This window comes from Bradyrhizobium sp. 26S5 (assembly GCF_036923295.1).
Lineage (GTDB): Bacteria > Pseudomonadota > Alphaproteobacteria > Rhizobiales > Xanthobacteraceae > Bradyrhizobium > Bradyrhizobium septentrionale.
The window spans coordinates 6,094,431-6,114,863 of the sequence record NZ_CP145948.1; the positions used below are offsets into that span (position 1 = coordinate 6,094,431).

Consider the following 20,433-nt stretch of genomic DNA (forward strand, 5'->3'; position numbering starts at 1 on the left):
CGCAATGGAGAATGATCACAAGATCACCGTCCGTCCCTCGCGCGACGGCGACGTCGACGCGATGCTGTCGATCTACCGGCACCATATCCGCCACGGCATCGACGAGAGCGTGGACGATAGCGGCACGCCCGAGCCCGACGATCTGCGCGACCGCCGCAAGAATCTGCGCAATACCCGCCTGCCGCATCTGGTCGCGGTGTGCGACGGCGAGGTGGTTGGCTACGCCTATGTCGTGCAGTTCCGCAAACGCCCGGCCTATCGCTACACGGTGAAGCATTCGATCTATGTGCATCATCGATTCACCGGCAAGGGCGTCGGCGGGCGGCTGCTGCAGGAATTGGTCGACACCTGCGCCGCGGCCGGCTTTCGCCAGATGATCGGCTATATCGACAGCGACAATTCCGCATCGCTCGCGCTGCACGACCGCTTCGGCTTCGTCCGCGTCGGCCACTTGCCGGGTGTCGCCTACCGCTACGGCCGCTGGTCCGACACCGTGATGGTGCAGCGCTCGCTCGCCGCCGGCGCCACCGCTCCGCCCCCGCCCGCGCCGCTGTCGCGAAGGTGATGGGTAAACAGCTTGCTCAGTGTCATCACCCGCGCATGCAGGTGATCCAGTATTCCAGAGACGCCAGTGTTTGAGCCGAGAGGCCGCGGCGTACTGGATCGCCCGGTCAAGCCGAGCGATGACAGTGTGGGTGGGGACGCAGCTTCGCGTTCTCGCGACATCACTTGCCCGAGCCTTGCTCTTCGTTCCGCCCTCCTCAAGCAGAGGGCGCAGGGAAAGCCGGGTGCCGATCGCACCCATGGGCCCCGAGCAAAGGTAGAAAGCTCGGGGGTAGGACCACAGGTGTAACCGGGAACTCCGGCTTTCCCTGCGCGATGGGTTACGACTTATTTCGTGCTCTCCCCGGCGAGACTTGGCTTGTTTGTCACCGCCTTCGCAAAACGCCTTCGCGTCCTGCGGCGAGACACCGGCCACTAGGGCGTCAGGACCACACGACTTCGCCGTCCGCCTTGCGTGTTTTCGTCAGTGCCACGCCCGGCGTCCACCGCATCTCACACCGCGTTCGTGACGATCGCGAAGCGCCCCTCGATCGGGTGAGACCGGCGAACCCTACACTGAGTTGCACTTCTGATAAAGCGAAATATTTTTGACGGAGGGGCTTGCGCCGTCGGGCAACTCAGTGATTGGCGTGTGAGGAAGGCAGCGGCGGCAGGGTTCCCTCTCCCCTTGCGGGAGCGGGTTAGGGAGAGGGGTGCCACACGACGAACTCTCTCCGTATTTTTCGAGGTGACAAGCACCGCATTTGCGAGGACGATGCGTTCATCAATCATCATCTCGCCCGGGGCCACCCCTCTCCCCAACCCTCCCCCGCAAGGGGGGAGGGAGCCTGAGTCGCGCGCTCACCTCACCGTCATTCCAACGCATGGCGAGGTGTCGGGCCCGGAATCCGCCGGGCCGTGCCTTGCGCCGATCTGCGTGACTAGCAAACCGCCCGACGCGCCCTACTCCAGCGTGAAGCCGACCCGCAAGGTCACCTGGTAGTGCCGGACCTTGTTATCTTCGATATGGCCGCGCGTCTGCACCACCTCGAACCATTTCATCTCGCGGATCGTCTTCGACGCGCGGGTGACGGCGTTCTCGATCGCCGCCTCGATGCTTTTGTCCGACGATCCGACCAGTTCCAGGATTTTGTAGGTGTGATCCGCGTCGTGCGTGGTGGGCATGTCGACCTCCTTGGGTGGATGCGCGATCCGGATAATATGCTCTCCGATCCGGACAGTCCGTCGTCCGATGCGGACCGGCTGCCGCCGAGCGGGACGAATGCTGCGCGGCAACACATCGATTGATTTGAATCAACGTCTCCGGGCGCCGAAGGTGCCACCAAGCATGCATTTCGTGCCACCTCGGCACCCGACCTTGTCCGCGCCTTCACCTATGGTAGCATGGTTTTGGTTCAGCATTCGGGAGCGATACGATGTCCAGCGCGTCCAGCTCACCCGCTACACCTCCTCACAGCCTCGGATCCGGGCTTGCCAACCTTCGCGCGAAGTGGGGCTGGATCGTCGCCCTCGGCGTGATCTATCTGATCGCGGGCGTGCTCGCGTTCGGCAGCGTGTTGTTCGCCACCGTCGTCAGCGTGCTGTTCGTCGGCGCCATGATGATCGTGGCGGGCGCCGCCGAGATCGTCAACGCGTTCCAGTTCAAGTCGTGGGGCAAGTTCCTGTTCTGGCTGCTGCTCGGCGCGCTCTATGTCGTGGCGGGCTTCATCACCTTCGAGAATCCCCTGCTCGCCGCGGCGACGCTGACGCTGTTCCTCGGCATCGCCCTGGTCGTCTCCGGCATCGTCCGCATCTTCCTCGCCTTCGGCATGAACTCGGCGGCGCCGTGGGGCATGGTCGCGATCTCCGGCCTGATCACGCTGGTGCTCGGCGTCATGATCCTGGCGCGCTGGCCGGTGTCGAGCCTCTACGTGCTCGGCATCTTCCTCAGCGTCGATCTGATCTGCGCCGGCGTCAGCTGGATCAGCATGGGCATGGCGCTGAAGAGCAGGACGTAGGCGCGATTGTAGGGCGGGTTAGCGATAGCGTAACCCGCCGCAAAATCTCACGCGCGGAGAGATGGCGGGTTACGCTTGCGCTAACCCGCCCTACGAACCTGCAAAAATCCTCACGGCTGCGCGAGGTGCCAGGCGCCGTTGAGAAAACCGTCGCCGGTGATGTCGCCGGCCTTCTGGTCCTTGGCGAAGGTATAGAGCGGCTTGCCCTTGTAGGCCCACTGCTTGGAGCCGTCGTCACGCGAGATGATGGTGTAGCCGCCTTCGGCCTTGTCGCTGGCCTCCGCCTTCAGCACCGGCCAGTTCGTCGCACACGGGCCGTTGCAGGCCGACTTGCCGTCCGAGTCCTTGTCGAAGGTGTAGAGCGTCATCCCCTTGGCGTCGGTCAGCACCGAGCCCTTTGCCGTGGTGCCGGTCTTGGTCGGCGGGGCGGCAAAGGCGGCGGATGCGAGTGCGAACGACATGGCGGTGGCGAGTGCGAGCGAGATCGATGTCTTCATAATGTCTCCTTTTCGAATGCAAACGACTTGCATGCGTAAGGACGCCCGACGCCGCACCATATTCCGCCAGCGGCGCTGAAAGAATTTCGCGCTTGTTCGCGATCGAAGCGGAATAAAGCCTGAAGCGCGCGCCAATACCGGCGTGTAGCCCGCATGAGCCAACGGGTCGCGCGAATGCGCGCCCGATGACAGGCTCCGCGACATGCGGGAACCGTCCCGGATATCGCTTCGCTCGTCCGGGCTACATCTTGCTAGCGCCTGATCTCCTCGGCGGCGCGCACCAGCGGGCGGTCGGAGAGCTGGATCGGGCCGGAGAACGGCGTGCTCATTTCAAGGATCAGGTAGATCGCGGCCGAGATCAGCGCCGCGGCGGCGATGTAGGTCGCGATCACCACCGCGTTGCGCGGCGCGCGGAAGCCGAGCGTCACGAACATCAGTGTCAGCCAGGCGACCAGGATGCAGATCAGCGGCGACGGAAACGAACCGTCGGACTGCTCGACGAAGGTCCAGCGCTGCTGCACCGCCTGCCGGTAGACCGACCTTGCGTCGTTCCACAGCGCGACCTTCTGCTCGTCGTCGAACCGCAGCTCGCGGAGGCTGGTGCCGACCTCGTCGAGCAAATGTTCGGACACTTCGCTCGCCCGCGAGATCGGCACGTCCTTGAGCACCTGCTCGACATAGGCGAGCAGCCGGCGGCGCGGCTCGTCGGCGCTGGGGCCGAGCGGCCGCAGGCCGCGGTCGAGCAGGATGATGTCGGTGGCGAACACATGCAGGTTGCGGTCGACTGCCACATAGGTGTTGGCGGCATTGTTCATCATCAGGCCGAGCAGCAGCGACGGCATGGTGACGAACAGCGTCGCGACCAGGCGCACCGAGGTGTTGGTCTCGTCGCTGCGATGATGGTCCTTGAGCCGGGCATGGATCGCCATGGTCCCAAGCGCGGCGCCGCTCAACAGCATGAAAATCAGGATAGCGACGACGACTGCAACCACGGATTGCAAAGACCTGCGAGAGAATCAGTCAACAGGATAGCAAGTGACGGGCGGCGGTGCATGTCCGGTTGACTGGCCTTGTTGACTAACCTTGCCCACGCGCTATCCAGTCCGGACCGGTTTTTGGCGCGCCGGTCGCGCCTGGGCGGAGCGCAGGGGCGCCCTGGGAGAGCAACACGTGCATATTGTCGACGACAACGAGGTCAACCGCGTCCTGACCTTTCCGATCCTGATCGAGGCGATCGAGGCCGCGCACCGGCGGCCGAAGATCGCGGTACGCGACGGCTATCTCGGCGACGACAAGGGCCAGCAGCTGGTCACCCGCAGCGCGGTCGATGCCGGCCGCTTCATGATGACCAAGCTGTACACCAGCTTTCCGGGCAACCTTGCGCATGGCAAGCTGCCGGCCGTGCAGGCGGTCTGCGTGCTGTTCGACGGCGATGACGGGCGGCCGCTCGCGGTGATGGACGCCGCCGAGATCACCCATTGGAAGACCGCCGCGGATTCCGCGCTGGGGGCCAAACATCTCGCCCGGCCCGATGCCGAGACGCTGCTGGTTGTCGGCGCCGGCGAGATGGCGCACTGGCTGGTGCGCGGGCACCGCACGGTGCGGCCGCAGCTGAAGCGGGTGCGGATCTGGAACCGGACCGTGGAGCGCGCGCAAGAGCTGGCGACGCTGCTGGAGGCCGACGGCATCGCCGCCGATGTTGTCACCGACCTCGACGCCGCAACTCGCGAGGCCGACATCATCACCACCTGCACCCGTTCGCGCGAGCCGCTGGTCAAGGGCGCCAATTTGCGGCCCGGCACCCATCTCGACCTGGTCGGCGGCTTTACCCCGGAGACCCGGGAATCCGACGACGAGGCGGCGCGCCGTTCACGCGTGTTCGTTGACCGCCGCGAATCCGCCTTCGACGGCGTCGGCGACATCCTGCAGCCGATCAAGAGCGGCGCCATCAAGGAGAGCGACGTGCTCGGCGACCATTACGACCTCGCTAGCGGTGCGGTCAAAGGCCGGCTCTCAGCCGACGACATCACCTTCTTCAAGAACGCCGGCGGCGGACATCTGGATTTGATGACCTGCGAGACGGTGTTCGCGCAGTTGGGGAAGGAGTTGCGGTAAGCGTCGCTGCCGTAGGGCGGGTTAGCGAAGCGTAACCCGCCGCAGCTCGTTGCGCCGAAAGACGGCGGGTTACGGCTTCGCCTAACCCGCCCTACGCCGCTATGCTGCTACGTCTCCCGCAACCAGACCTCCCCGATCGAATGGTCGGCGCGCTTGCGCAGCACGACGTCGGCCCGGGTCCGCGTCGGGTGGATGTTCTCGCGCAGATTGGCGCGGTGATGCTCGCGCCACAGCCGCTCCGCAACCTCCCGCGCGTCGCCGGGCGGCAGGTCCCTGTAGTGGTGGAAATAGGAAGCGGGATTTCGGAACGCGGTCGGCTGCAGCCTGAGGAAGCGCTCGACATACCAGGTCTGGATGTCGGCCTCATCGGCATCGAGGTAGATCGAGAAGTCGAAGAAATCCGACACCACCACCGGCGCGGTGCCGCGCGCCAGCAGCACGTTGAGGCCCTCGAACACCAGGATGTCCGGCTGCCGGATCACCTGACGTTCCGACGGCACGATATCGCCGATCAGATGCGAGTAGACCGGCAGCTCGAGCTCGCGTTCGCCCGCCTTGACGGCAGCGAGAAACCGCAGCATGCGCGGCAGGTCGTAGCTCTCGGGAAAGCCCTTGCGCCGCATCAGACCGCGTTCTTCCAGCACGGCGTTGGCATGCAGGAAGCCGTCGGTGGTCACCAGCTCGACTCGCGGATGATCGGCCCATCGCGCCAGCAGCGCGCACAGCACGCGGGCAAAGGTGCTCTTACCGACGCCCACGCTGCCGGCCAGCGCGACGATGTAGGGCGAACGGCGCGCCGGCCGGCCGAGGAACTCCGCCTTGACCCGCGCGAGGTTGCGCGCCGCCGCGAAATGCAGGTTCAAGAGGCGGGTTAGCGGCAGGTAGACGTCGGCGACTTCGGCAGCATTGATCGGCTCGTTCAAGCCGCGCAGCGCCGCGAGATCGGCGTCCGACAGCGTCAGCGACGTGCTGGCGCGCAAGGCCGCCCAATCGCTGCGACCGAACACCATATAGGCGGAGAGCTCGTCGGGCTGGGCCATCCTCATCCGTTCAGGGTGAGCTTGATGCATCCGATCGATCTTGCCGAAGCGAAGCCAGCTACGTCAATGGCCGTTGTTCGGAACGGAATCGTAGGGCGGGTTAGCGTCAGCGTAACCCGCCGCTACTCGTTGTGCGGAAAGATGGCGGGTTAGGGCTTTCCGCCTTCGCTCGTTGAGCTACGGCGGACGCAGTCGCCTAACCCGCCCTACGCTCCCTACTCCGCGGCCTGCTGCGTCGGCGCATCGAGCGCCGCCGAGACCTTTGGCGGCGACATCGGCAGGCTGTAGAAGCGTTTGCCCAGCGCGTTGTGCACGGCGTTGGCGACCGCGGCCATGACAGGCACCAGCGGCACCTCGCCGACGCCCTTGACGCCCTGCGGATGCTTCGGGTTCGGCACCTCGACTAGCGCGCAATCGAGCATCGGCAGGTCGGAACAGACCGGCATGCGATAATCGAGGAAGCCCGGGTTATCGACCTTGCCGTCCTTGTTGTAGATGTACTCCTCGTTCAGCGCCCAGCCGATGCCCTGCGCGACCCCGCCCTGCAGCTGGCCCTCGACATAGCTCGGATGCACGGCGCGGCCGACATCCTGCACCGCGGTGTATCTGACAACCCTGACGATGCCGAGATCGACATCGACCTCGACGTCGCAAATATGCGTGCCGAAGCCGCCCTCCGCGCCCTGGGTGTTGAGCTGCACGCTGGCGCCGATCGGGCCGCCCTGCGACGGCGCCTTCTCGGCTAGGTCGGCGAGCGTCAACGGCTCGAACTGGCCGGCATTCGGGCTCACCGGATGCGCGGCGCCGTTCTCCCACTTCACGGCTTCAGGATCGATCTCCCAGATCTTTGCCGCGCGCTCGCGCAAGGTCGCGATCACCTTGTCGGCCGCCTGCGTCACCACCATTGCGGAGGCGAACAGCACGCGGCTGCCGCCGGTGAGGTTGGAGAAGCCGACCGTCTGGGTGTCGCCGATGATGACGGAGATGCGCTTGTAGTCGATGCCGAGCAGCTCGGCGCAGATGTTGGCGATGCCGGCGCGCGAGCCGCCGATATCGGGATGCCCTGTCGTGACGACGACGTTGCCGTCCTCGGTGATGTTGACCTGGGCGGAGGACTCACCGCCGGCGTTGAACCAGAAGCCGGAGGCGACGCCCCTGCCCTGATATTTGCCGAGCGGCGCGGCGTAATGCGGATGGTTCCTGGCGGCTTCCAGCGTCTCGATATAGCCGATGCGCGGAAACACCGGGCCGTGCGCCGCCTTGGTGCCTTCCTTGGCTGCGTTCTTCAGCCGCAACTCCAGCGGGTCCATCTTGAGGCTATCTGCGAGCTCGTCGAACACGCATTCCACCGCATAGGCGCCGATCGGCGCGCCGGGCGCGCGATAGGCCGCGACCTTGGAGCGGTTGGAGCAGACGTCAAACCCTTCCGACAGCACATGCGGAATGTCGTAGGGCGCAAAGCTGCAACCGACCGCGCCGCGGATCGGCGAACCCGGGAAGGCGCCGGCCTGCAGGTAGAAGCTACCGTGGGCGGCGACGATGGTGCCGTCCTTCTTCGCGCCGATCCTGACCGTGCTCTTGGAGCCCGAGGTCGGTCCGGTGGCGCGCATCACCTCCTCGCGCGTCATCACCATCTTGACCGGGCGGCCGGACTTCTTGGCAAGCATTGTCGCGAGCGGCTCGAGATAGACGATGGTCTTGCCGCCAAAACCGCCGCCGATCTCGGCGGGGATGGCGCGGATATCGTTCTGCGGGATGCCCGTCAGCATCGAGGTCATCGCGCGCACCATGAACTGGCCCTGGCTCGACGACCAGATCGTGGTCTTGCCGTCGGCGGCGACCGAGATCAGGCAGGCATGCGGCTCGATATAGCCCTGGTGCACCGGGCGCGTGGTGAAGGAGCGCTCGATCACGACATCGGCGTCCTTGAATCCTTGCGCGATGTCGCCCTTCTTGGATTCGATCCGGCCCATGATGTTCGAGGGCTTGCCGTCGAATTTGTTGAACTCGTGCAGGATCGGCGCATCAGGCTTGAGCGCGTCGTCTATCTCGATCGCCCAGGGCAGCACCTCGTAGTCGACCTCGATCAGTTGGCAGGCTTCCGCGGCGATCGCTTCCGTGGTCGCCGCGACAGCAGCGACGGGATGGCCGGGAAACAGCGCCTTGTCGCGCGCCATCACGTTGCGGCACATCCAGCGCATGTCCTGGATGCCGAGCATCACGGCACCCTTCTCGATCGTGAAGTCGACGATGTCACGCGAGGTGACGACCGCCTTGACGCCGGGCAACGCCTCGGCCTTGGTGGTGTTGATCGACCTGATCCGGGCATGCGGATGCGGGCTGCGGAGCACCTTGCCCCAGATCATGCCGGGCATGGTGGTGTCGGCGGCAAACGCCGCGCGGCCCGTCACCTTGTCGACGCCATCGGGCCTGATGGTGCGCTGGCCGATCCATTTGTTGTTGACGACGTTCATCGAGCAATCTCCCGCATTTCAGCCGCGGTCTCCATCACCGCGCGGACGATCTTGTCGTAACCGGTGCACCGGCAGAGATTGCCGGCGAGCCAGAAGCGGACTTCCTCTTCGGTCGGATTGGAATTCCTGGCGAGCAGCGCCTCGGAGGCGACCAGCATCCCCGAGGTGCAGATGCCGCACTGGAGCGCGGCATGCTCGAGGAATTTCTGCTGCAGGGGATGCAGCTCGCCGCCCTTGGCCATGCCCTCGATGGTCCTGATCTCATGGCCCTCGGCCTCGGCCGCGAGCATCAGGCAGGAGCAGACCAGGCGGCCGTCGAGCGTGATCGAGCAGGCGCCGCAATCGCCGGAGGCGCAGCCCTCCTTGGAGCCGGTGAGCGCCAATTGCCCGCGCAAGGCGTCGAGCATGGTCTCATAGGGCTCGCAGAGAAATTCGACCGGCTCGCCGTTGACGGACGTGGAAACGTGCAGTTTCGCCATGGTGCTAGTGTCCTCCGGCGCGCTGGGCGGCGATCGCGGCCGTGCGCTTGAGCAGCACGCCCGCGGTTTTGATGCGGTAGGCGATGGTGCCGCGCTTGTCGTCGATCGGACGGCAGGCGGCGCGGCATGCAGCGGCGGCGGCCTCCAGCGCTGTAGCGTCGAGTTTCGAGCCAACAAGCGCCTGCGCAGCCGGCGCGACCAGCAGCACGGTCGGTGCCACTGCGCCGAGCCCAACGCGGGCCGCGGTGCAGACGCCGTCCTTCAAGGTCAGGCTGACGCCGATGCCGACCACGGCGATGTCCATCTCGGTGCGCGGGATCATCCGCAAGTAAGCGTCGCTCGAGCCTTTGGGCCGCGGCGGCAAGGTGAAGCTGACGAGGATCTCGCCCGGCTTGAGGTTGGTCCGTCCCGGCCCGGCCGGCACATCCTCGACCTTGAGCTCGCGGCGGCCGTTCGGGCCCTGCACCGTGACGACGGCGCCGGCCGCGATCATCGCCGGCACGCTGTCGCCGGCCGGCGAGCCGTTGCAGAGATTGCCGCCGGCGGATGCGCGGCCCTGAACCTGCTTGGAGCCGATCAGGTTCACGGCCTCGAGCACGCCGGGCCAGACCTTGCCGAAGCGTGCGTGCTCGGCGAGCTCCATGCCGGAGACGGCAGCACCCACGCGGAAACCGCCGTCGGCGGTTTCGGTAATCTCGGTCATCTCGCCGATCTTCTTGATGTCGACGATCAATCCCGGCCGCACCAGGCCGGCGCGCATTTGCACCAACAAATCGGTACCCCCTGCCATAATGCGGGCGGCACTTCCGGCGGCAGCGAATGCGCCAATCGCTTCATCAAGCGAGCGCGGTGCTACGTATCGGATATCGGTCATGTGGCTTTTCTGGACTCCCTCGGCTGCTTGTTCCCATAAATTGGCGGGATATGGCCTTATTGCTGGCGGCCTTATTGACGGCTTGCAGATCGCAAGCCTACACGGCCGAGCACGCTCCGAACAGCCGTCGAGGTGCGGTGGAAAGCGCAGGCTCCTATGCAGGATGCGCGCTTGCGCGGCCACGGCGCAGCCCGCGCCACGGCGGCGGTCATGGAACGTTCACGTCCAGAGCCCGGGCGAATCCGGCGCCGGGGCCCGGCTTGTGCGCGTCCGAGACCGGCGGCATGAGGCTTGCTTGCGCTGGGCAGCGGATTGGTGAAGCATGCCGATCGCTGCGGCATGCGTGCCGGCGCAACGACAAATCGGGAGACGGCGAATGGTCGATGTTTCGCGCAGAACGCTCCTCAAGCTCGCGGCCAGCGTGCCGCCGGCGATCGCGGTCCCGGCTATCCTCCCATCGCGCGCGATCGCCGCGGCCAAGGGCAAGACCATCACCGCGGTGATGCATTCGGATTTGCGCATCATCGATCCCGGCTTCACCACCGCCTACATCACCCGCGACCATGGCTACATGGTCTACGACACGCTGCTCGGCATCGATGCGAGCTTCAAGGTCCGGCCGCAGATGGCGGAGTGGACGATCTCCGAGGACAAGCTCACCTACACCTTCACCTTGCGCGACGGACTGAAATGGCACGACGGCGCGCCTGTCACGGCGGAAGACTGCATCGCCTCGCTGAAGCGCTGGGCCACCAATGACGGCACGGGACAGAAGCTGATGGACTTCACGGCGTCGCTCGAGGCCGCCGGTCCCAGGACGATCGTGCTCAAGCTGAAGGAGCCCTATGGCCTGGTGCTGGAGAGCATCGCAAAGCCCTCCTCCTATGTCGCCTTCATGATGCCGAAGCGGCTTGCGGAGACGCCACCCGGCAAGCAGATCGCCGAACAGATCGGCTCCGGCCCGTTCAAGTTCTTGACCGCCGAATTCCAGCCGGGCGTCAAGGCGGTCTATGAGCGCAACGCCGATTACGTGCCGCGCAAGGAGAAGCCGGAATGGACCTCCGGCGGCAAGGTGGCGAAGGTCGATCGCATCGAATGGATCACGATGCCCGACGCACAGACCGCGATCAACGCGCTGCAATCCGGCGACATCGATTTCCTGGAGCAGCCCTCGATCGACATGGTGCCGGTGCTCGAGACCAATCCCGATCTGACCGTGGCCGTGCTGAACAAGTTCGGCTTCCAGATCGAAGGCCGGATGAATTTCCTGCACCCGCCGTTCGACAACCCCAAGATCCGCCGCGCCGCGTTCCTGGCGATGAACCAGAAGGACGTGCTCGACGCCACCGTCGGCAATTCCAAATATTACGAGATCTGCGGCGCCTTTTTCGCCTGCGACACGCCGCTCGCCAGCGACGCCGGCGCGGAGACGCTGATCAAGGGCAACGGCATGGCCGAGGCCAAAAAGGCGCTGGCCGCCTCGGGCTATGACGGCACGCCGGTCGTGATCATGATCCCCGGCGACGTGCAGACGTTGAAGGGACCGCCGACCGTCGCGGCGCAGCTGTTGCGCGCGGCCGGCTTCAATGTCGACGCGCAGGTGACGGACTGGCAGACCGTGGTCAGCCGGCGCGCCAGCCAGAAGCCGCCGAAGGAAGGCGGCTGGAACATGTTCTTCACCTTCACGGGCGCCACCGAAACGATGAACCCGATCGTCAACAACCAGATCGCCGCGAACGGCAAGCGTGCCTGGTTCGGCTGGCCGGAGAACGCCAAGATCGAGCAGATGCGCGACGCCTTTGCGCGCGCGACCGCCCCCGACGCGCAGAAGCAGCTCGCAGTCGACATCCAGACGGAGGCCTATGAGCAGGTGATCTATATCCCGCTCGGCCAGTTCCGGATGCCGAGCGCCTGGCGCAAATCGCTGAGCGGCGTGCTGGACGGCCCCGCGCCACCGGTGTTCTGGAACGTCGACAAGACCGAATAGGATCGGTCTGCCCGCAGACTCGCTTCGCCTCTCCCGCTCGCGGGGGAGGCCGGATCGCATCGCAGATGCGATCCGGGTGGGGGCTCTCTCCTCGATAGGACTCGTGGAGAGACCCCCACCCCGGCCCTCCCCCGCAAGCGGGAGAGGGAGCGCACTTCCTTCGCGGCTATCGTTCGCCGTACTGCCGCCGCCCTACTGGCCGTTGATCCGGCGCGCGGCCTTTGGCCCCTCGTCCTTCAGCTTCTCGAGCGCGCCGGGCATCATCTGCCCGAACATCGAGCTCAGCATCGCGGTCGGAATCAACCCCGCATTGCTGTTCTCCTGCGCGGCACCGCCTGACATCAGGAACTGCGGCACCAGGGGCTGGTTGATCCGGGTCAGCGCGTCCGCGAACTTCGCGAAGTTCTGCTCGGCCAACCGGTACTCCGGCCCGCCATAGGCATCGACCGACAGCTTGGTCGCCTGCGCGTTGGCGGTGCCGACCGCGAGCACCCGGTCAGCCTCGCCCTGGCCTTCGAGCCGCGACTGCTCGCCGACCGCGGCCGCCGTGACCTTCCTCGTTTCAGCATCCTTCTGCGCGCGGGCGAGCGCCGCCGCGCCCTCGTTCTCGTTGACCTTGACCTGGATCAGCGACTGCGTCAGCGCCGACTGCGCCGCCGCCGTCGCCTTGGCCTCGTTGAGCGCGCGCTCCTGCACCGCGGCCTTCTCCTGCTCCTGATAGGTCTCGATCTGCTCGCGCGCGATCTGGCGCGAGCGGAGCTGGATCAGGATATTCTCGATGGTGTGGTCGCCGGTCGCAGCCCGCGGCGTGCCGATCAGGACCTCCTGGAGGTCGAGCGAATAGCCCTCGAACTTCGCCTTCATCACCCGCGCCGATTCCTCCTGGATCGCGGCGCGGTTCTGCAAGAGTTCGATCAGCGTCATCTTCTGCGCGATGTTCTTGAAGAACGCGCTGACCATCGGGTCGAGCGTCTGCTCGACCAGCTTCTTCACGTCGCCGAAGCGCTGGATGATCATCGGCGCCTTCTTGTAGTCGATATGCATCACCACCGAGAGCGGCAGCGTCGGCTCGAACGCGTCCTTGGTGATCAGCGAGATCTCCGACAGGTTCTCGTCGAGCTTCATCGAGCCGACCTCACCGCGCACCCATTTCAGGATGAAGTTGACGGTCGGGATGATCTCGATCTTGCCGGCATAGGTGTTGAAGGCGTACTTGCCGGGCAGCAACGGGTCCTTCCAGACGCCGCGGCCGCCATTGAGCACCAGCTCGCCGTGGCGATACTGCTCGCCCGAGACGTCGTCGGTGCGTGGGCCGGTGTAGAAGATCACGACGCCGACATTGCCGACCGGGATCACCGTCTTCGGCACCGCCTCGACGGTCGCGAACAGGCGGTTGATGTACCAGGTGCCCTCGACGATGACCTGCAGCTGCCGGCCGCGATAGCCGCCGCCGCGCAGGAATTTCTCGGGCTCCTGGAAGTTGTTGTGGAACGTCTCACCGTCGCGCAGAACGGTGCCGACCTCGGGCGCGATGATCTCGCCCGGAGGCAGCGACGGGCCGTCATGCACGGTGACGATACCGACCAGATCGTGATCGGCCGCCAGCACGACAGGCGCAAAGCCCCAACGCTCGGTGATCGTGAGCTGCATACCCTCGAGCACGCCGCGTTCACGCTCGCTCAGCGCATGACCATAGACGCGCTCGTCGGTGATAACAGCGAACTGCGTGGTGTTGATCGCATAGGTGCCCTCGCGCAGCACCTTGCGCTGCGGGCCCTTCTGGCCGCCACCAAGCAGGAAGCGGCGCGCGTCCTGGAAGTCCGACTTCTCCTCGGTATCGTTGGCACCGAGCACCTGCGACGACTCCAGCGCCGCGCCGTCGCGCGCGAACACATAGGCGATCTTGCCCTGGCCGACGGTCACGAGATCCGAGCGGTGAATCCGGTACATGAAGGGAAACAGCACATGCAGGCCGCCGCGCAGCACTTCAGGCCCGTAGCCGGCCTCGCCGTTCAGTGCGATGAAGCCGTCATCGATCGAGCCCTTCAGCGACCACAACTTTTCGACGATGCCGACCTGATTGTTGGGAATGTAGCGAAACACGTTTGATACGCGCAGCAGGATCACACATGCGACCGCTGCAGCGATCCAAATGGCAGGCTGGGTTAAACCTGAACCATTAAGAAAACCGAGGAAGTCCATAGTCCATCTCCACAATTCGCAACTGGGCGGTTTGGGAGCCCAAACCTGCACCCAAGAATTGCGGTGCGGAGATGTGGTGCGCGGCTTTATCCGCGCAAGGCGGTGAATATTGTTCTCTCGGCCAATCTTTTTTTGATGACAGGATGAACCGCCGATCGAGTCGCGTGACATCGATTGGCGCGATCAACTTGCTGCGATTGCGCACCATTCGCAGCACCTGGTCAGCCGGGAATATTTCCGCGCCGCTTCGGGCAAAACGCCTGATCACATTGCGAGACCGCATGCGCGCGCCAATGCTATGGAGTCCGTTTGCTGAACCGGCGCGTCGCGAGAACCGGCATGGAAGCACGCAGATTCTACCACGAGGGAATGCTTGCGCGGCAGCAGGCAGCCGAGAGCCGGCGCCTGGTCAACGGTCGTCCACTCCTGCCACAAGCCGATGCGCGGGACGTCCCGTCGACAACATCGACGGCCGTGGAGCCGCGTGATGCGTAAGAGCTCGTACAAACCGGCAGCCGGAGCCGCAATCATCAGCCTCAGTCTGTTCGCTGCGGCCGACCTCTGCGCCGAAGGCCGCAAATGTGATCCCGGCGCCAGCGATGTCGAGATCAAGGTCGGACAGACGATGCCCTATAGCGGCCCGGTGTCGGCCTTGTCCGTCATCGGCAAGGTGCAGGCCGCCTACTTCCGGATGATCGACGACGGCGGCGGCATCAACGGCCGCCGGATCAACCTGATCTCCTATGACGATGCGGCAACGCCGGCCAAGACGGTCGAGCAGGTTCGCAAACTGGTCGAGCGCGACGAGGTCCTGTTCACGTTCCAGGGCGTCGGTAACGCCTCAAACATCGCGGTGCAGAAGTATCTCAACGACCGCCATGTCCCCCAGCTGTTCGCGGGTGGGCGCGCCACGCGGTTCGAGGATCCGGTCGGCTTTCCCTGGACCATGGGATTCGCGCCGAACCTGCGGACCGAGATCCGCGTCTATGCGCGGTTCATTCTCGACAATTATCCGAACGCCAGGATCGGCCTGCTCTACCAAAATGACGAGAGCGGCAAGGAATATCTCGCGGGGCTCAAGGACGCGCTCGGCGCGCGGGCGCCGGACATGCTTGCGTCCGAAGCCCCGTATGATGCGACGGACCCGACCATCGACTCGCAGGTGGTCCGGCTCAAGGCGGCAGCGGTCGACGTGCTGATCGACATGGCCGCGCCGAAATTCGCCGCCCAGGCCATCCGCAAAGCGGCCGAGCTCGGCTGGCAACCGCTGCATTTGCTCGGCGTCGGCTCGTCCTCGATCGACGCGGTGCTGGTGCCGGCGGGAACAGAGAATGCCAAAGGGCTGATCTCGGCGAGCTCGTTCAAGGAGGCCGCCGACCCGACCTGGGCTGACGATGCGGGCATGAAGAAATGGCGCGCGTTTATGGACTCCTATTATCCGGACGGCGACAGGAAGAGCCTGTTCACGGTCTACGGCTATAGCGCCGCCGAGCTATTGGTGCATGTGCTGCAGCAATGCGGCGACGATGTCTCGCGCGACAACATCATGCGCCAGGCCGCCAGTCTGAAGAATGTGAAGCTCGATCTGCTGCTGCCCGGTCTTGCCATCAACACCAGCCGCACCGACTATCGCGTGATCAAGGAGTTCCGGATGATGCGCTTCAGCGGCGAACGATGGGAGCCGTTCGGGCCGATCGTCGCCGACTAGGGCGCGGACTCATTAAGGCGCAGCCATAGCCTAATTGACGCGAGTTGAACGAAGGCTGGATGGTTGGCGGCAAGCCTATCGCAGCGCGTCGCCACCCGACGGCATTGTTTGATCCTGTTGAAGAACCACTCGACATAGCGGTCGTCGAGCCGCTGCCGCTGCTCAGACCGCTCGAACTTGGGCAAGCCGCTTGATTGAGTACGCGTCGTCCCAGCAGACGGCGGCTTCCCATGCGGCCGATGCTTGCGCCGCGATGTCATACGCGCCGCCCTCGAGACCGGCGGCGTTGTGGGGCAGCACCAGGTCGAGATCGGGGACGTCAACATGCGACTCGTCCCAGTCGATCAGCGCGACCCGATCTGCGGTCATGCGGATGTTGCGCGGGTTGGGGTCGCCGTGGACGACGCAGGTCTGACGTCCGACGAGCCGCGCCCACGCGGCTCGGCATCGAGCAACGCCATCAGGCGGCATTGCACCGAGGTCGATCTTCGTCCCGGTCTCGGTGTGCAGGAGGTCGGTCGACGATCGCCAGCCCGGACGCTGCGGCCACCCCGCCGTCACCCGATGCAGCCGGCGGAGCATGTCGGCCACGCGACGCCAGTCGGCCTCCGTCTCTGGCGGTCCGCCCTCCACGTATGTCATCACCACCAGACCGTCCGCGAACAGCCGGCCGTCTGTCGTCGGGATCGGCACCGGCACGGTCAGACCTTCACGGTCGAGGTGTCGGAGGAGCTCGGTCTCCCACCCGAGATCAGCGTCGCTCCTCGCACCGAGACGACCGACCGCGAGGTGCCCTCGGACGCGCACGCTCCACACGTCGTTGGCGACGCCGCCGGCGAGCGGCTCGATGCGAGCTGCGTCTTCACCCCACTGCCCGAGTGCCTCCCATCCCATTGGCGACATCAAGGGCACTCCTCGTCGAGTCGCCTTAAAGCGCGATGAGATTGGGTTGAATCGTCATCGCGCCTTAGCTCTTTGTTTAAGCATGATCTCCGCGCAAACGCGTTCCGCGTTTGTCGCGAGGGAAAGCCGCTTCGCGCTTTTCCGGATCATGCTTTAGCGCGAATGTCTTGGTCGCTTGAGTTCGGCGACTCGAAACTTTCCGGCGGCGTCCAGGCTGCTGCAAACCCAGTAGGCTCTATTTCGGTAGTCGCCCAAGAACACTTTGGTCTCGACGCAGTCTACGTAAGATTTGTAGGTGAGGTTGTCTCTGCACGTTGACGAGAAAGGCCCATGTGCTTGTCCGCCCGCCGACTCGCTACATCCAACCCAAGGGTCTTTGCCGTGTGGGAGGCTTGATTCACAACCACCGTTGCAATTGCTGGCGACTTTCTCCAGCCTGGCAATCCTCCCCAATATTGAATCTGGCGCAGGCGATGGCGTTCGAGCGGTTGACGATGTCCGGCGAGATGCGACTGTGTGTTCCGCCTGCTTCGGCCTATTTGGCCTTGCTGCCTCCTTCGGCGCATCGACCGTGATGCCGGGAAGCGGGTTGGCGGAGCCTGTTGGGGTTTGCGACGCTGCCGGGCCGCACAGCAAGACAGTTGAGAAGAAAGCGACGGCTGAGGGCGCGACAAACCTTGACGACAATCTCATGACCATGTCCTCTCGAGGACGGAGATCCCGTCCCAATTGCGTTACCACGCATACTCAACTAGCCGAAATATCCGAACTTGGCCACTGAGGGTCAAAGGGATTTCTACCGATGGCCGCCATTGACATGGTTGCCGAGGATCATGTGGACACCTCGCCCAGCCGTTGCCATGTCTGATTGTATCTCACAGGCGACCGGCTTCGATGTTGTTTTCTTGAGAGCAAACGGACGCGGGTCTTTGAACAGGCGTCCTACCTTGGATGCCACCAGCGTCCGCCGATCACCACGCCTTCGGATGCGATCTTGCGATCGCCCGTCAGGTGCTCGCCGACGACGTCGACATAGTCGAACTGCCCTTCCCTGATCGAGATCAGCGTGGCGTCGCCGACGCTGCCGGGCTTGAGGCTGCCGAGCTCCGGACGCCGCAATGCCATCGCGGCATTGACGGTGGACGCCGCGATCACGTCCGGCAACGACATTCCCATGCAGAGGAACTTTGACATCGTCGTCACCTGGTCGAACGCCGGGCCGTCGATGCAGAGCTGGTGGATGTCGGAGGAGATGGTGTCGGGGTAAAAGCCGTCGGCGAGCATCGCACGCGCGGTCTTGAAGGCGAACGAGCCCTTGCCGTGGCCGATGTCGAACAGCACGCCGCGCTCGCGCGCCTCCAGCACCACCTTCTTCACCGTGCCTTGCGTGCTCAACGTTTCGGGTTGCGCCCGCGGATGTGGTCAAAGCCTTGCTTGATTGCGGCGAAGCGCGCTTCGATCATCGGCTCAAATTCGAGGTCGGTGAAGATATATGGCCAGTCGTTTTCGACGCCTTCGCGGACGAGTTCACCGACGTACATGGGATCGATGCCCTGAGAGACGCGTTCCCGGATCAGATTGATCTGCTCGGCAAGTGGGCCCGAAGTCGGCAAGGCACGGACCGCCCCCTCGAAGCGCTTGGGGAGGTTGCGCCCTGAGTTCACGATTTGAGTGCGGATGAACCCGGGACACAGCACCGATACGCCAATCCCGCGGGGCGCGAGTTCACGCCGCAGGCCCTCGGACAGCGCGACTACGCCATACTTCGAAACGTTGTATGCAGTGCTCCCCCCTGAAATAAGGCCAGCGAGCGAGGCTGTGGAGACGATGTGTCCACCCTCGCCATGCTGCTCTATCAACGGCCCGAAAATCTCGATCCCCCAAATGGTCGCCATCAGGTTGACGCCCATGGTCCAATTCCACGACGCCTCGGTCCAGGTGCCATAGGGCCCACCGCCGCCGACGCCCGCGTTGTTGACGAGGATATGCACCTTGCCGTAGCGCGCAGTCGTGGCTTCGGCGGCCGCCACGAGTTCGGCTTTGAGCGAGACGTCCGCTTTCACTCCCTCGACATCGACGTTGGTGAGCCTCAGTTGCTTGAGCGCCGCGGACAGAGCCGCTTCCTCAATATCGCAAAGCATGACTTTCGCCCCCGCCTGGGCGAGAGCGGTCGCGATCCCCAATCCAATGCCCGACGCTGCACCGGTGACGAAGGCGGTCTTTCCAGCGAGTTCCTTCACGCGCATTCTCCCCCGTGCAAGCGGACACCCTTGCCCCAAAACGCCAAGTGTCAAACGTCCAAGTGTCACTGGACGCCATATGACCGCACTTTCAAGCGATTGGGAAGTGTGCAGGATGTCCGCTCTTGGCCCTTGGCCGACACTGATTGAGACCGGCTTCCATGTCGCCTTTATGAAGGTAAAGCGGACACGGGTTTTGTGAGTACGCGCCCTATCTCGGATGCCACCAGCGTCCGCCGATCACGACGCCTTCGGATACGATCTTCCGATCGCCCGTCAGGTGCTCGCCGACGACGTCGACATAGTCGAACTGCCCTTCCCTGATCGAGATCAGCGTGGCGTCGCCGACGCTGCCGGGCTTGAGGCTGCCGAGCTCCGGACGCCGCAATGCCATCGCAGCATTGACCGTGGACGCAGCGATCACGTCCGGCAGCGACATGCCCATGCAGAGGAACTTCGACATCGTCGTCACCTGGTCGAACGCCGGGCCGTCGATGCAGAGCTGATGGATGTCGGAGGAGATGGTGTCGGGGTAAAAGCCGTTGGCTAGCATCGCGCGCGCGGTCTTGAAGGCGAACGAGCCCTTGCCATGGCCGATGTCGAACAGCACGCCGCGCTCGCGCGCCTCCAGCACTACCTTCTTCACCGTGCCCTGCGCGGTCGCGGGCGTGTTGGGGAACGGACGGAACGCATGGGTCAGCACGTCACCGGGGCGCAGGCGCGCCAGCACCTCCTCATAGCTCGGCGGCGGATGGTCGATATGCGCCATCAGCGGGATGCCGACCTGTTCCGCAACCTCCAGCGCGATCTCGAGCGGCACCAGCCCCGAAGTGCCCGAGGCGAACAGACCGACCCGCACCTTGATGCCGACGATCAGGTCGCGGTTCTCATCGGCGACGCGGGCGGCGTCGACCGGGTTCATCAGCCGCAGCTCCTCGCTCTCGCCGACCATCACCCGGTCCGAGAAGCCGAAAATGCCGGCATGCGAGACATGCAGATAGGCGAGGATGCGGACCTCGCTCGGCTCGATCACATGCTTGCGGAAGCCGGCAAAGTTGCCAGGGCCGGCGCTGCCGGTATCGACCGAGGTGGTGACGCCGGAGTTGCGGCAGAATTCCTCGGCGTCGATGCCGAGCGAGGTGCCGCCCCAATAGACATGGGTGTGCAGGTCGATGATCCCTGGGCTCACGATCAAGCCGGAGACATCACGCACCTGGGTCGCAGGATCGGCGACAAGCCGCTGACCAACCGCAGCAACCTTGCCGCCCGAGAACGCCACGTCAGTCACGGCATCGAGCTTTTGCGACGGGTCGATCACACGTCCGCCGCGCAGAATCAAATCGAAAGGCATCG

16 protein-coding genes and 2 pseudogenes are annotated in these 20,433 nt (G+C 64.7%); 5 read left to right on the forward strand and 13 right to left on the reverse strand.

Features of this window, described 5'->3' with window-relative positions; all coding sequences use genetic code 11:
- Positions 1-4: 4 nt before the first annotated feature.
- Positions 5-565 carry an N-acetyltransferase family protein gene (locus tag V5279_RS28655; protein WP_338690313.1) on the forward strand — a complete coding sequence of 187 codons (561 nt, stop codon included), beginning with the start codon at positions 5-7 and terminating at the stop codon, positions 563-565.
- A gap of 941 nt (positions 566-1,506) precedes the next feature.
- Here V5279_RS28655 and V5279_RS28660 read toward each other — a convergent pair.
- Positions 1,507-1,728 carry a dodecin gene (locus V5279_RS28660; RefSeq protein WP_166297682.1) on the reverse strand — a complete coding sequence of 74 codons (222 nt, stop codon included), beginning with the start codon at positions 1,726-1,728 and terminating at the stop codon, positions 1,507-1,509.
- 251 nt (positions 1,729-1,979) lie between these two features.
- Here V5279_RS28660 and V5279_RS28665 point away from each other — a divergent pair, with 251 nt between their 5' ends.
- Positions 1,980-2,561, forward strand: coding sequence for an HdeD family acid-resistance protein (locus V5279_RS28665; protein ID WP_166206548.1), 582 nt, complete (start codon positions 1,980-1,982; stop codon positions 2,559-2,561).
- Positions 2,562-2,671: 110 nt separating this feature from the next.
- Here the strand turns inward: V5279_RS28665 and V5279_RS28670 are convergent, their stop codons facing one another.
- Complete coding sequence (locus tag V5279_RS28670) at positions 2,672-3,058, reverse strand: hypothetical protein (RefSeq protein ID WP_338690322.1); 387 nt, start codon at positions 3,056-3,058, stop codon at positions 2,672-2,674.
- A 251-nt stretch (positions 3,059-3,309) separates the two neighbouring features.
- Positions 3,310-4,050 (reverse strand): hypothetical protein, encoded by a 741-nt coding sequence (locus V5279_RS28675; RefSeq protein ID WP_338690325.1) that lies wholly within the window; start codon positions 4,048-4,050, stop codon positions 3,310-3,312.
- Between the two features lie 178 nt (positions 4,051-4,228).
- On the opposite strand from V5279_RS28675, the gene V5279_RS28680 reads away from it, so the two are divergent.
- Positions 4,229-5,173, forward strand: coding sequence for a dehydrogenase (locus V5279_RS28680; RefSeq protein ID WP_338690327.1), 945 nt, complete (start codon positions 4,229-4,231; stop codon positions 5,171-5,173).
- Between the two features lie 107 nt (positions 5,174-5,280).
- Here V5279_RS28680 and coaA read toward each other — a convergent pair whose 3' ends face one another.
- From coaA to V5279_RS28700, 4 genes are all read right to left on the reverse strand, one after another.
- Positions 5,281-6,213 carry a type I pantothenate kinase gene (gene coaA, locus V5279_RS28685; RefSeq protein WP_338690329.1) on the reverse strand — a complete coding sequence of 311 codons (933 nt, stop codon included), beginning with the start codon at positions 6,211-6,213 and terminating at the stop codon, positions 5,281-5,283.
- A 215-nt stretch (positions 6,214-6,428) separates the two neighbouring features.
- Positions 6,429-8,687: a xanthine dehydrogenase family protein molybdopterin-binding subunit gene (locus V5279_RS28690; protein ID WP_338690331.1), complete on the reverse strand. Its 2,259-nt coding sequence runs from the start codon at positions 8,685-8,687 to the stop codon at positions 6,429-6,431.
- Positions 8,684-9,166: a (2Fe-2S)-binding protein gene (locus V5279_RS28695; RefSeq protein ID WP_338690333.1), complete on the reverse strand. Its 483-nt coding sequence runs from the start codon at positions 9,164-9,166 to the stop codon at positions 8,684-8,686. The genes V5279_RS28690 and V5279_RS28695 overlap by 4 nt, the downstream gene beginning before the upstream one ends.
- Before the next feature lie 4 nt (positions 9,167-9,170).
- Positions 9,171-10,031 carry an FAD binding domain-containing protein gene (locus V5279_RS28700; protein ID WP_166307041.1) on the reverse strand — a complete coding sequence of 287 codons (861 nt, stop codon included), beginning with the start codon at positions 10,029-10,031 and terminating at the stop codon, positions 9,171-9,173.
- A 385-nt stretch (positions 10,032-10,416) separates the two neighbouring features.
- Here V5279_RS28700 and V5279_RS28705 point away from each other — a divergent pair, with 385 nt between their 5' ends.
- The gene (locus tag V5279_RS28705; protein ID WP_338690335.1) at positions 10,417-12,027 is read left to right on the forward strand and encodes an ABC transporter substrate-binding protein; all 1,611 of its coding nucleotides are present in this window, start codon (positions 10,417-10,419) and stop codon (positions 12,025-12,027) included.
- A 192-nt stretch (positions 12,028-12,219) separates the two neighbouring features.
- Here V5279_RS28705 and V5279_RS28710 read toward each other — a convergent pair whose 3' ends face one another.
- Positions 12,220-14,229 (reverse strand): SPFH domain-containing protein, encoded by a 2,010-nt coding sequence (locus V5279_RS28710; protein WP_338690337.1) that lies wholly within the window; start codon positions 14,227-14,229, stop codon positions 12,220-12,222.
- A gap of 487 nt (positions 14,230-14,716) precedes the next feature.
- On the opposite strand from V5279_RS28710, the gene V5279_RS28715 reads away from it, so the two are divergent.
- Positions 14,717-15,937, forward strand: a complete 1,221-nt coding sequence (locus V5279_RS28715; RefSeq protein ID WP_338690339.1) for an ABC transporter substrate-binding protein — start codon at positions 14,717-14,719, stop codon at positions 15,935-15,937.
- Here V5279_RS28715 and V5279_RS28720 read toward each other — a convergent pair.
- The 5 genes and pseudogenes from V5279_RS28720 to V5279_RS28740 form a co-directional block, all read right to left on the reverse strand.
- Positions 15,934-16,071: pseudogene (locus tag V5279_RS28720) on the reverse strand (IS5/IS1182 family transposase); the annotation flags it as partial. The gene V5279_RS28715 and the pseudogene V5279_RS28720 overlap by 4 nt on opposite strands.
- Positions 16,072-16,099: 28 nt before the next feature.
- Positions 16,100-16,831 (reverse strand): phosphotransferase enzyme family protein, encoded by a 732-nt coding sequence (locus V5279_RS28725; protein ID WP_338701423.1) that lies wholly within the window; start codon positions 16,829-16,831, stop codon positions 16,100-16,102.
- Positions 16,832-17,782: 951 nt separating this feature from the next.
- Positions 17,783-18,238: pseudogene (locus tag V5279_RS28730) on the reverse strand (amidohydrolase family protein); the annotation flags it as partial.
- The gene (locus V5279_RS28735) at positions 18,232-19,080 is read right to left on the reverse strand and encodes an SDR family NAD(P)-dependent oxidoreductase (RefSeq protein WP_338690341.1); all 849 of its coding nucleotides are present in this window, start codon (positions 19,078-19,080) and stop codon (positions 18,232-18,234) included. The pseudogene V5279_RS28730 and the gene V5279_RS28735, both read right to left, overlap by 7 nt.
- 211 nt (positions 19,081-19,291) lie before the next feature.
- On the reverse strand, positions 19,292-20,431 hold the full coding sequence (locus V5279_RS28740; protein WP_338690343.1) for an amidohydrolase/deacetylase family metallohydrolase: 1,140 nt from the start codon (positions 20,429-20,431) through the stop codon (positions 19,292-19,294).
- Positions 20,432-20,433: the final 2 nt, after the last annotated feature.

Bases quoted from the DNA above. Each gene is read 5' to 3' on its own strand.
- V5279_RS28665 (WP_166206548.1), top strand. From the start codon at position 1,980: ATGTCCAGCGCGTCCAGCTCACCCGCTACACCTCCTCACAGCCTCGGA.
- V5279_RS28710 (WP_338690337.1), bottom strand. From the start codon at position 14,229: ATGGACTTCCTCGGTTTTCTTAATGGTTCAGGTTTAACCCAGCCTGCC.
- coaA (WP_338690329.1), bottom strand. From the start codon at position 6,213: ATGGCCCAGCCCGACGAGCTCTCCGCCTATATGGTGTTCGGTCGCAGC.
- V5279_RS28715 (WP_338690339.1), top strand. From the start codon at position 14,717: ATGCGTAAGAGCTCGTACAAACCGGCAGCCGGAGCCGCAATCATCAGC.
- V5279_RS28705 (WP_338690335.1), top strand. From the start codon at position 10,417: ATGGTCGATGTTTCGCGCAGAACGCTCCTCAAGCTCGCGGCCAGCGTG.
- V5279_RS28725 (WP_338701423.1), bottom strand. From the start codon at position 16,831: ATGGGATGGGAGGCACTCGGGCAGTGGGGTGAAGACGCAGCTCGCATC.
- V5279_RS28660 (WP_166297682.1), bottom strand. From the start codon at position 1,728: ATGCCCACCACGCACGACGCGGATCACACCTACAAAATCCTGGAACTG.
- V5279_RS28690 (WP_338690331.1), bottom strand. From the start codon at position 8,687: ATGAACGTCGTCAACAACAAATGGATCGGCCAGCGCACCATCAGGCCC.
- V5279_RS28740 (WP_338690343.1), bottom strand. From the start codon at position 20,431: ATGCCTTTCGATTTGATTCTGCGCGGCGGACGTGTGATCGACCCGTCG.
- V5279_RS28655 (WP_338690313.1), top strand. From the start codon at position 5: ATGGAGAATGATCACAAGATCACCGTCCGTCCCTCGCGCGACGGCGAC.
- V5279_RS28670 (WP_338690322.1), bottom strand. From the start codon at position 3,058: ATGAAGACATCGATCTCGCTCGCACTCGCCACCGCCATGTCGTTCGCA.
- V5279_RS28695 (WP_338690333.1), bottom strand. From the start codon at position 9,166: ATGGCGAAACTGCACGTTTCCACGTCCGTCAACGGCGAGCCGGTCGAA.